Origin of the sequence: Microcoleus sp. B3-D2 (genome assembly GCF_036705345.1) — a bacterium.
In the GTDB taxonomy this organism is placed as follows: domain Bacteria; phylum Cyanobacteriota; class Cyanobacteriia; order Cyanobacteriales; family Microcoleaceae; genus Microcoleus.
In genome coordinates, this window is record NZ_JAUBUG010000109.1 from 1 (window position 1) to 9,414 (window position 9,414).

At 45.5% G+C, this 9,414-nt stretch carries 8 protein-coding genes; 3 read left to right on the forward strand and 5 right to left on the reverse strand.

Features of this window, described 5'->3' with window-relative positions; genetic code table 11:
• From QUB14_RS26660 to QUB14_RS26670, 3 genes are all read right to left on the reverse strand, one after another.
• A partial coding sequence (locus QUB14_RS26660; RefSeq protein ID WP_333221005.1) for a TrkA family potassium uptake protein occupies window positions 1–671 on the reverse strand: 671 nt, incomplete at its 3' end.
• A 208-nt stretch (window positions 672–879) separates the two neighbouring features.
• On the reverse strand, window positions 880–1,161 hold the full coding sequence (gene gatC, locus QUB14_RS26665) for an Asp-tRNA(Asn)/Glu-tRNA(Gln) amidotransferase subunit GatC (RefSeq protein WP_190663714.1): 282 nt from the start codon (window positions 1,159–1,161) through the stop codon (window positions 880–882).
• Between the two features lie 145 nt (window positions 1,162–1,306).
• Entirely contained in the window at window positions 1,307–1,828 is a 522-nt protein-coding gene (locus QUB14_RS26670) for a photosystem I assembly protein Ycf3 (protein ID WP_006635951.1), read from the reverse strand.
• A 626-nt stretch (window positions 1,829–2,454) separates the two neighbouring features.
• Between QUB14_RS26670 and QUB14_RS26675 the strand changes: the two genes are divergently transcribed.
• Window positions 2,455–3,777 carry a hypothetical protein gene (locus QUB14_RS26675; protein ID WP_333221001.1) on the forward strand — a complete coding sequence of 441 codons (1,323 nt, stop codon included), beginning with the start codon at window positions 2,455–2,457 and terminating at the stop codon, window positions 3,775–3,777.
• A 194-nt stretch (window positions 3,778–3,971) separates the two neighbouring features.
• Here QUB14_RS26675 and QUB14_RS26680 read toward each other — a convergent pair whose 3' ends face one another.
• Together QUB14_RS26680 and QUB14_RS26685 are read right to left on the reverse strand one after the other, a co-directional pair.
• The gene (locus QUB14_RS26680) at window positions 3,972–4,196 is read right to left on the reverse strand and encodes a hypothetical protein (protein WP_006635949.1); all 225 of its coding nucleotides are present in this window, start codon (window positions 4,194–4,196) and stop codon (window positions 3,972–3,974) included.
• Between the two features lie 254 nt (window positions 4,197–4,450).
• Window positions 4,451–5,626, reverse strand: a complete 1,176-nt coding sequence (locus QUB14_RS26685) for a SpoIID/LytB domain-containing protein (RefSeq protein WP_333220999.1) — start codon at window positions 5,624–5,626, stop codon at window positions 4,451–4,453.
• Between the two features lie 270 nt (window positions 5,627–5,896).
• Between QUB14_RS26685 and QUB14_RS26690 the strand changes: the two genes are divergently transcribed.
• Both QUB14_RS26690 and QUB14_RS26695 read left to right on the forward strand, forming a co-directional pair.
• Window positions 5,897–6,829: a ribonuclease Z gene (locus tag QUB14_RS26690; protein WP_333220997.1), complete on the forward strand. Its 933-nt coding sequence runs from the start codon at window positions 5,897–5,899 to the stop codon at window positions 6,827–6,829.
• A gap of 155 nt (window positions 6,830–6,984) precedes the next feature.
• The coding region (locus QUB14_RS26695; RefSeq protein ID WP_333297399.1) for an NACHT domain-containing protein at window positions 6,985–9,414 on the forward strand (2,430 nt) is incomplete at its 3' end.

The window sequence follows — 9,414 nt, forward strand, 5'->3', positions numbered from 1 at the left end:
GACCATTGCCGTTCTTGAGAACTGTTCGCTAGTCTCACAGCGAGCGCACTTTTTGACCTGCTTAGTCTAAACTCCAAAACAGTATTGCCGTTCGGAATCTCCAGATTGGCGCAGGGATGGCATTGATAACCAATAATCAGCGAACCTGTTGGAAAACGAGGGTCTTGAGCAATTTGAGCAACGCTGCGGCCTGCCACATTGCAATCGCCTGGAACTGGCAGCTTTAGCACCTCAACTTGTCCTTGTTCAAAGTGCATCATCGATTCGATTTGAGGGTATTCAATCGCATTGGCCATTGTTGCGACTGCCAAATCAATCGTGCTGATGATGTGACTGGCTCCGGCAAGTCGATAGGCTTCCATGAATTCGCGATCGCGCATTCGCACCACAATATGGGAAATGCCATAGCTTCTGGATAGGGTGATCAGCGCTAAATTCAGTGCATCGTCCCTGAGTGCTGCAACGACTGCGTTTGCTTGTTTAATTCCTGCTTCCAGAAGAACCGTTGTACTCACCGCACTGCCTTCAAATGCCATTACTCCGATTTTTTCACGAGCAAAGCGACAAGCAAGCGGGTCAGCATCGATGATTGCCACCGTATGACCGAGTTTTAATAACTGCTGAGCCAAACCCAGCCCCATCATTCCTGCTCCACCAATTAATACGTACATGACTATTGGTCACCCCAAAAAGGAACTTTACAGATCATCGCTATGAGCGATATTGTGTTGGGTTTCTATCAGTTTAATCCGCTTGTGGGGTGGCTTATACCGGGCTTACTTATTACCTGTTCCACAGTTAATTTAATCGGCTTTTGGGGTAGGCATGGCTAGCCCGCCCCTCAAAGGATGTTCCTCAGTTAGGTGCCTAACGGGAACCCTACATAATCTTAGGCACCTTAAAAAACTCCCCATCGCGATCGGGGGCTCCCTCCAAAATACTTTCTCGCTTAGGAAAAGGTTGCAAATCGTCCGATCGCATCACATTACTAACATCGATCGCCCGCGTTGTCGGCTGTACCTTACTCGTATCCAGTTCGCTCAACTGCTCAAAATAATCCAAAATACCGTTAAGTTGACCAGTAAACTGCTCTTCTTCTTCCGGCGTTAATTCCAATCTCGCTAAATTCGCTACTTTGCGAACTTCTTCTCTGTCAATCATAAAAATCTGTAATTGGGAATTAGTGAGTAGTTTTGACTGGTGATCTGTAAGTTTTAAGTGAAAGAGTTTTCAATTCACCACTCAACACTTAAAACCCACAACTTTTTGTTTACCCAATCAGGCTTTTTGTAGCTAACAACTGAGGTTAAAAATACACATCAATTTGCGATCGACCTGTTGTCTTCAGCCAATTTTGCACCTCAATGTAATTGTTGGGGGCCAAGCGAATAGCCTCCTTCCAATAATCTGCCGCTTTATCAAACAGCCCTTCCGCCGCTTCTAGATTGCCAGCTTCCTTTTGTTTTTCCCCTTGATAGTGGTAAATCACAGCAATATTATTCAGCGCTTGTGGCATTCTCGGATTGAGCTCCAGAGCTTCGCTGTAATATTCCAAACCTTTATCGTGTTCGCCGTTGCTAGTATGGATCAGCGCGATATTGTACAAGACATAACTGCGATCGTAAGGATCTTCCTCCAGCTTCAGCGCTTCATGATAATTTTCCAGCGCTTCAGCATATTCGCCATCTGCTTGAGCTGACATACCATCCCGGTAATAAGCAAAAGCTTCCTTCGCCTGCTTTTTCGCCGGCATAATCTTCAGGATGATATCAGCCATCACCGTGAAGCTTTTGTCAATAAAGTTATCGTTGCGTTGAGTTCTTGGCATATGCGATTCTTTGGTTAGTGGCTAATCCGAAAAATTAGCCTGTAAAGTTTTCCTATTAATAATTGCGCCACTGTTTTAGTTGGCAGTTGTGTTGAGGGCGCTAAAAAGTCTAGTCGATCGCAAGTGCGAAGCTTAAAACACGCCCTTGGGTTTAACACCCGCGCAAGCTCTATCTATTTTATATAAGTCTTGCAAGACTTGCAAAAAAACCAGATTTCTTTAACCTCTCTCTCGCACTCTAAACAAAACTTACAAAAACCCGTGCTGAAAGGAAAATTTTTGCAGTAGGGTGCAGGGGCGATCCTCTTAGATGGCTTGCCTTCGGATCGATTCGCTAACGCCAATGGGCGATCGCGCACAGCCTACTAACTGTAGCCATAATCCCCCTCGTTGACCCTCAGAGCAAACAAGCAAATAGCCTGCCGAGGAGAAATTCAATCACAAAGTTTTATTAAGCTATCCGAGTTCAGCCCATACTTAAAAGTTATTCGGCAAAACAATAGCAATATTTTGCCCCAAAGTCAAGGGCAGCATCAAAAAAAATCAGAAACCCGATCGCCAAAACCAGCTCGAATTCCTGCAATATATAATAAAAATAACCGGGTAATTTTCACAGAGAGAAACCTATGGCTCCGAATCCCACCATTATGCAAGCCGTCGAACAACTTGGCTACCGCGTTACGGTTGGAGACGTGGCGGCAAAAGCTGGATTAGATATCAATTTTGCCCAGCGAGAACTGTTAACCCTCGCCTCCGAAGCAGGCGGCAACCTGCAAGTAGCAGAATCCGGCGACATTGCCTACCTATTTCCCAAGAACTTTCGAGATATTTTGCGAAACAAATTCTTGCGCTTGCAGTTGCAGGAATGGTGGCAAAAAATCTGGCGCATTTTATTTTATCTAATTCGGATATCTTTTGGCATAGTGCTGGTAGCTTCCATCCTCTTAATTTTTGTTGCTATCACTATTTTAATCTCCAGTTTACTCTCCAGCAGCGACAGCAATAACGGGGGAGGAGGAGACGGTGGCGGCGGGGGCGACAGCGGCGGCGGCTTTTCGTTTTTTCCCTACTTCTGGAACGACTTAAGCGGGATATTTTACTGGAACCACGACCAACGATACCACCAGCAGCGATCGCGCTTAACTGGCCAAAAACCCCAGATGAGTTTTCTAGAAGCAGTTTTCTCCTTTCTATTTGGAGACGGGAATCCCAATTACAATCTAGAAGAGCGCAAGTGGATCGATATTGCGACTGCAATTGGCAACAACCGAGGCGCCGTCGTCGCCGAACAAATTGCCCCATATCTAGACAATCTCGGACAGGGATACGCCCGAGAATACGAAGAATATATGTTACCGGCTCTAGCCCGTTTTGACGGCCGCCCCGAAGTCAGCCCCGAAGGGCAAATAATTTACCATTTTCCGCAATTGCAAACCACAGCCGTCCAGAAAAATCCTCAACCAGTAGCAGCTTATTTGCGAGAAATGCTGTGGCGTTTCAGCAACGCCAGCTCCGGCAAAATCATGCTCGCAGCAGGGTTAGGAGCTGTCAATCTTGTCGGTGCGTTAGTTTTGGGGAATCTATTAACTAATAATTTAATCGCAGGTGGATTTATCGGTTTCGTCAGCGCTGTTTATCCCATGATCCTGATTTACGGCGTCGGATTTCTTGCAATTCCTTTAATTCGCTACTTCTGGATTCAGTGGAAAAATAGCCGGATAGAAGCCCGCAATCAAGAGCGTCAGCAGCGAGCAATGTTATTAAACGAACCTGATAGCACCTTGCTCAAAAAACTCACCTACGCTCGGGAATTTGCAGCAGAAAACTTTCTGACTGGAGAAGACTTAGCTTATACAACAGAAACGGAATTAACCCAACAAGAACTAGAACAGTCAGCAAAAATAGATGCCGAATGGCAGCGGAGGATCGATCGCTCGGACAACTTGTAATACTAATGAAAAAAAATTCTTGTTTGTTGTTAAGTTAGGTTGATCTAAAAGCTTGCGCCATTTTTAAGAATAGGCAGGATGCGTGTTCCGCAATAAAACATCTTTGTTGGGGAACGGGCTTTTAGCTCGTTGCTAAGAATTGTGGAAAATGTCAATCGTTATTGAGGTCATAATTTTTTCTAGTCCGAGTTTTTTTAAATAACCTTAGGGCGTTTAAAAATCAAACAATTTTGGTCATACTTCGAGTCGTGATCTAGAGCCACAAGTTCCCATCCCTCCTCCCCCAAATGATTGACAAATAGATGCAGCGAGCCTTGTTTCCAATCTCGCTGTTCTTCACCGTTTACATATAAACTAATCAGCTTGTTTCCAAAAGGATACATATTCGCATCCACAAATAAATACTCCCACTTTTGCATAGCAATCCTTAATGTAGTTAGTCATGTAGTTAGTCCTCAGTCATTAGTCATTCCCAATTCCCAATACTTCGGCTACGCAGTTCTTGGTCTTCGACTACGCGGTTCCTGAGCGTAGTCGAAGGGCGATACAAGTTCCCAATTAATTCGTTGTATTCAGGACACGGAAGTGACGGATACAGAAATAGCTGTTTTTCCCTTATTCTTTCCTCCTTTTTATTTTTCCTTCTTCCTTCTTCCTTGCCCATTCCCAGCAGTTACTGGACTGCAATTCTAGCCAAAGTAGTACCCCGGTAATAGTGCAACAAAATCTGCTGGTAGCCGTATCCCTGTCTGGCCAAATTGTAGGCACCCCACTGACTCATTCCTACAGCATGGCCGAAACCTTTGCCAGCAACTTGAAAACCGGTAGGAGCTTGGCCGCTGTTCCTTGGGTTCCCAGCGCCCGCATACTGAGGAATCACGGTAAACCGCGTACTCCTCAAATTTAAAACCCTGCGTAAATCTGCGCCACTCATGACCCTAGAACCGCCATCTCCAACTACTTTCATCCTCAAAACGCTGCCGTGAGCGGTAGTGCGTTCTGGCTTCATCGAGATCACATTGCCCACGCCAGAAATCTTACTGCTGATTTGAGCCCGAGAAAAATTTTCTTTCCATTGGTAAACCGGCGCCCCTTGGTCGAAGTCAGGAACAGCACGCAGGTAAGGCAAGGGTTCCGTCCAAACATCCTCGACATTTTCCGTATGCCCCCCAGACGCAGAGTGGAAAGCGGCTAAAATTATCTGACCGTTGTAGGCCAGAACTTGACCAGCGGTTGCATCGACTGCGGAATAAGTGCCAGAAGATTCTGTTTGTAGTCCTTTGTAAACCTGCGAAGACTGAGTATTGTCCACGTCGTAAAGCTCGGTTTCGCTTTTGAGGCGCTGGTGGATAGCGTAGGAACGGGCGGCGACTGCTTGGGCTTTCAAAGCCTCTTGAGGCCAATTGCCACTCATTTCGGCGCCGAGAACGCTGTAGAGATATTGTTCTATATTGACGTAGTTGACGGCCGTCAAGCCTCCTTTTTCGGGAACTAGAAGCGTGCGTCCCCGATACCAACGATCGCCAATCCAGACATAACCGTTCCCCGTCGGCTCGATCCAAACTTGGTTGGCGGCCCAGCGACCGATCGCCACTGTTCCCGATCGCAATTGAGCTGACTGAGAACCGTTTGCCGACAGTTCGCCCAAATTGCGCCCGCTACCGTCCCGGATTGCAGCCTTTGTAGAACTGCCGACTTTTATCTGACTTGCCCCGTCTTGTACCGCAACTCGCAATATCAGCGCGGCCTGTGCTGGGGCTACCATTACCAGCCAAAACAACAACGAAATCCAAAAGTAGCGTTTTTTTAATGTCGAAAGAACGGAAACAAAGAATACTCCTGACTGCATTTGAAAATTTTCCTTTTATGCTGTATGAGTTTGACAAGTTTTAAGGGGAAGCTGCGCTTCGGGCAAAAGGAAGAGGAACCGAAGAAAGAAAACGTTAGAATTGGGTTTGGCACTCTGTGCGCTTGTCGAAAATGATTTTAGCAACTAGATGTTCGCAGGAACAGCGATTTATCCCGGTTCCTGGCTGCGACTATTTCCTGTATGTCGGATCAGTCGCACTCTGGATATATGTAACATATTTTTTAAGACTTAATTGAGGTGATTTGACTCTTGCAGATTACATTTCTCGGAACTAGCTCCGGCGTACCCACGCGATCGCGCAACGTTTCCAGCATCGCCCTCCGCTTGCCCCAGCGAGCGGAACTCTGGCTGTTTGACTGTGGCGAAGGAACTCAGCACCAGTTTCTCCGCAGCGACCTAAAAGTCAGCCAACTGAGCCGCATTTTCATCACTCACCTGCACGGCGACCATATTTTCGGCTTAATGGGTTTGCTCGCTAGCTGCGGTTTGGCGGGGAATGTCAAGCGCATCGATCTTTACGGGCCTCCGGGGCTTGAAGAATATTTGCAAGCTGGCATTCGTTATTCTCAAACTCATTTTTCTTACCCGGTGAAGGTGCACAAAATTCACGAGGGAGTCATCTATGAAGATGACGAATATATTGTTAGCTGCGGCCCTTTGAAGCACCGAGTTACTGCTTTTGGTTATCGAGTAACTGAGAAAGACCGTCCGGGACATTTTGATGTAGAAAAAGCTCAGGCTGTGGGTATTCCTTCCGGGCCGCTTTACGGTCAATTAAAACAAGGAAAGACGGTAAAGTTATCGGACGGGCGACAGTTTAAAGGTACTGATTTTTGCGGCCCGGATCAAATCGGGCGCAAGTTTGTGTATTGTACGGACACGGTTTTTTGTGACGGGGCGGTGGAATTGGCGAAGGATGCTGATTTGTTGATCCATGAAGCGACTTTTGCTCATCAAGATGCTCAAATGGCCTTCGATCGCCTGCATTCAACTTCGACAATGGCGGCTCAAGTGGCTTTGACGGCTGGGGCGAAACAGCTAATTATGACGCATTTTAGCCCGCGTTACGCTCCGGGGAATGCGATCGTCCTGGATGATTTGCTCAAGGAAGCGCAGGCAATTTTTCCGAATACGAAAATGGCCTATGACTTTTTGACTTACGAAGTGCCCAGGCCTGTTTAAAACTAGGGTTAATCTGACCTGAGATGTGACAGCATTTTCAATAAGGGCGATCGGGGCGGGCTCTGGGGCCCACCCCACAAGAAAACTTTAAATATCACTGACATTGATAATAATACCAGTGTAAACTATATTAAACAAAAATATTTAAAATTACCATGATTGAATTTGGAGCAGCCGCCTTAAAAATAGCACCAGGAATTGGCGCAAAACTTGCAGAAATTGTATTCAAAGAAGCTATGAAAAAAATTAATCCTAGCGATTTTGACAAAGCTTGTATTTGTGGCATCGAAGCTGCCCAGAAAACTCATGAATTATTCTCTGCTTGCGAACAGGGTGTAGTCGAAGATTTTCTTAACAGTTTTTTGACCGAAGCACTTCCAGAACTCCGGAAACCTTTCAACGACCAAGAAAAACCTCAAGTTGAGTTTTTAGTTGCAGCTTTTAATGCTACAGTCCCAGAACACAAGAAAATTCAAGGCAGATTTGCTCCCGAAAGACTGCATGATTGGTTGGATGTTTTTGCTGAAAACTATTTCCATAAAACAAGTAGTTATTTAAGGTTTAAAGTTGCCAAAGCAGACTATTTGAAGCAACTGGCTAACTGGTTTGATGATGTTAAGTTTGCTGGCATTGCTGTCGAAGGTCAGGAAATCGAAAAATCGGAAAAATTGGCTCATATTTTTGTTATGCCCGATGTCGTGGAAGAGGTAAATATTTATGTTCAATTGGATATCCAAGGATTAGAAGAAGGCAAAGTTTTGCCACTATTTCAGCGAGAAACCCGCTCAAGAAGAAAACTTTTAGCCTCACACTTATTGAATCAGAATCAATCAAAGAGATTTGTCTTGCTGGGCGCTCCGGGTTCTGGTAAAACAACTTTACTGAGCTTTTTTGCGGTGATGTTGGCTCAGAATGCTCCAGAAAAACTCGGCTGGGATTCTGGGATAGATTGCTTGCCGATTTTGATTAAGATTCGCGATTTTGCTAGGCTTTCAGATATCAATCTCCTCGACTATGCCCGCCAGTTTGCGGAGAAAACTATGTCCGTGAAACCGCTGCCAGAAGGCTTTTTTGAGTATTGGCTGGCCGACGGTAGGGCGATGATTTTGTTGGATGGATTGGATGAGGTTGTGGAAGAATCCAAGCGCTATGCGGTGGTGCAGCACATTGATAGTTTTTTGGGGCAGTATCGTCAAAATCTGGCAATTATTACTTCTCGCCCTGCTGGTTACAAACGCGATTTTTTTAATACTTCGGAGTTTGAACACTATCAGTTACAACTTTTTGATGATCCTAAGGTTGATGAGTTTATTAATCGCTGGTACGACAGCCGCGTTCGAGATGCGGCGGAAGCTCAACGTCGCAAAGATAGCATTAAAAAAGCTCTGGATGAAAATGACCGAATTAAATTGTTGGCGAGAAATCCGCTATTGCTGACAATCATTGCTTTGATTCACCGCTATCAAGCTGTACTGCCGAGGGCACGCCACAAGCTTTATGAAAAAGCTGTGGAGACACTGTTAAAGTGTTGGGATGCTAACAAAAATATGACAGAAAAGTCAGTATTCAAATGTTTAGATGCAGACGACTTACGGCGGCTGATGGAAATTCTAGCCTATTGGATTCACACTCACGGTAGTACGGATAATCCTGAAGGCGGGACTCTGATTGCTAAGGATGAATTGTTAGAGCAGTTAACTCAGAACATTAAAACCAAAAAACAGGTTGAACGGTTCCAGGCAAAAGAGGAAGCTAAACGATTTGTTGATTTTATTCAACAGCGGACGGGATTGCTCAACGAACAAGGACAAGATTTGTACGCTTTTGTACACAAGACTTTTCAAGAATATTTGTGCGCTCAGGAAATCGGCTATCAGGCAGATGATGACGATGATTTTGAGATTGTTCTCAAGCATATTCGAGAGCATTTGCATGACCCCCACTGGCGGGAAGTGTTGCTGTTGTTGATTGCTCAACAAAAACCGAAGAAAGCGGCGAAAGCGATGCAGGCAATTTTGACCGCGAATAGCGAGCATGAGGAATGGTTGCACCGCGATTTGTTTTTTGCTGGCAGTTGTCTTGCTGAAAATATTAAAGAGTTAAAGGTGGCAGATTCCAGTCTAACTGGGGAGATTTTGCAGAAGTTGGTTGAGTTGGAGGTAAAGGATGAGGAACAGGTTGGTCGCAGAGTTCGCTCTCAGGTTTTGCAAATCCTTTGCAGTATGAGTGAGACTGAGTTTGAGGCACAAACTTTGCAACTTTTGAAAGCAAGGGGTGTTGATGAAAATCGATTGCAGGAATATCAAGCAGCATTAGGGGAAAAAGAAGTCGCCATCAGTTCCCTGTTGTTACGTCTCGAAGATGGGGATTATATGGTGCGTTACTTGGCAGCAGAAGCTTTGGGCAATTTGGGAAATGCTTCAGAATCCGTCATCAGTGCCTTGCTGCTACGTCTGGAAGATTGCTATAAGTTGGTGCGTTACGTGGCAGCAGGAGCCTTGGGTAAGTTGGGAAATGCTTCAGAATCCGTGATCAGTGCCTTGCTGCTACGTCTGGAAGATGAGGATTATATGGTGCGTTACTTG

What these genes read in the sequence shown, in the direction of transcription:
- QUB14_RS26670 (WP_006635951.1), bottom strand. Translation starts at nt 1,828, where the DNA reads ATGCCAAGAACTCAACGCAACGATAACTTTATTGACAAAAGCTTCACG.
- QUB14_RS26675 (WP_333221001.1), top strand. Translation starts at nt 2,455, where the DNA reads ATGGCTCCGAATCCCACCATTATGCAAGCCGTCGAACAACTTGGCTAC.
- QUB14_RS26680 (WP_006635949.1), bottom strand. Translation starts at nt 4,196, where the DNA reads ATGCAAAAGTGGGAGTATTTATTTGTGGATGCGAATATGTATCCTTTT.
- QUB14_RS26685 (WP_333220999.1), bottom strand. Translation starts at nt 5,626, where the DNA reads ATGCAGTCAGGAGTATTCTTTGTTTCCGTTCTTTCGACATTAAAAAAA.
- gatC (WP_190663714.1), bottom strand. Translation starts at nt 1,161, where the DNA reads ATGATTGACAGAGAAGAAGTTCGCAAAGTAGCGAATTTAGCGAGATTG.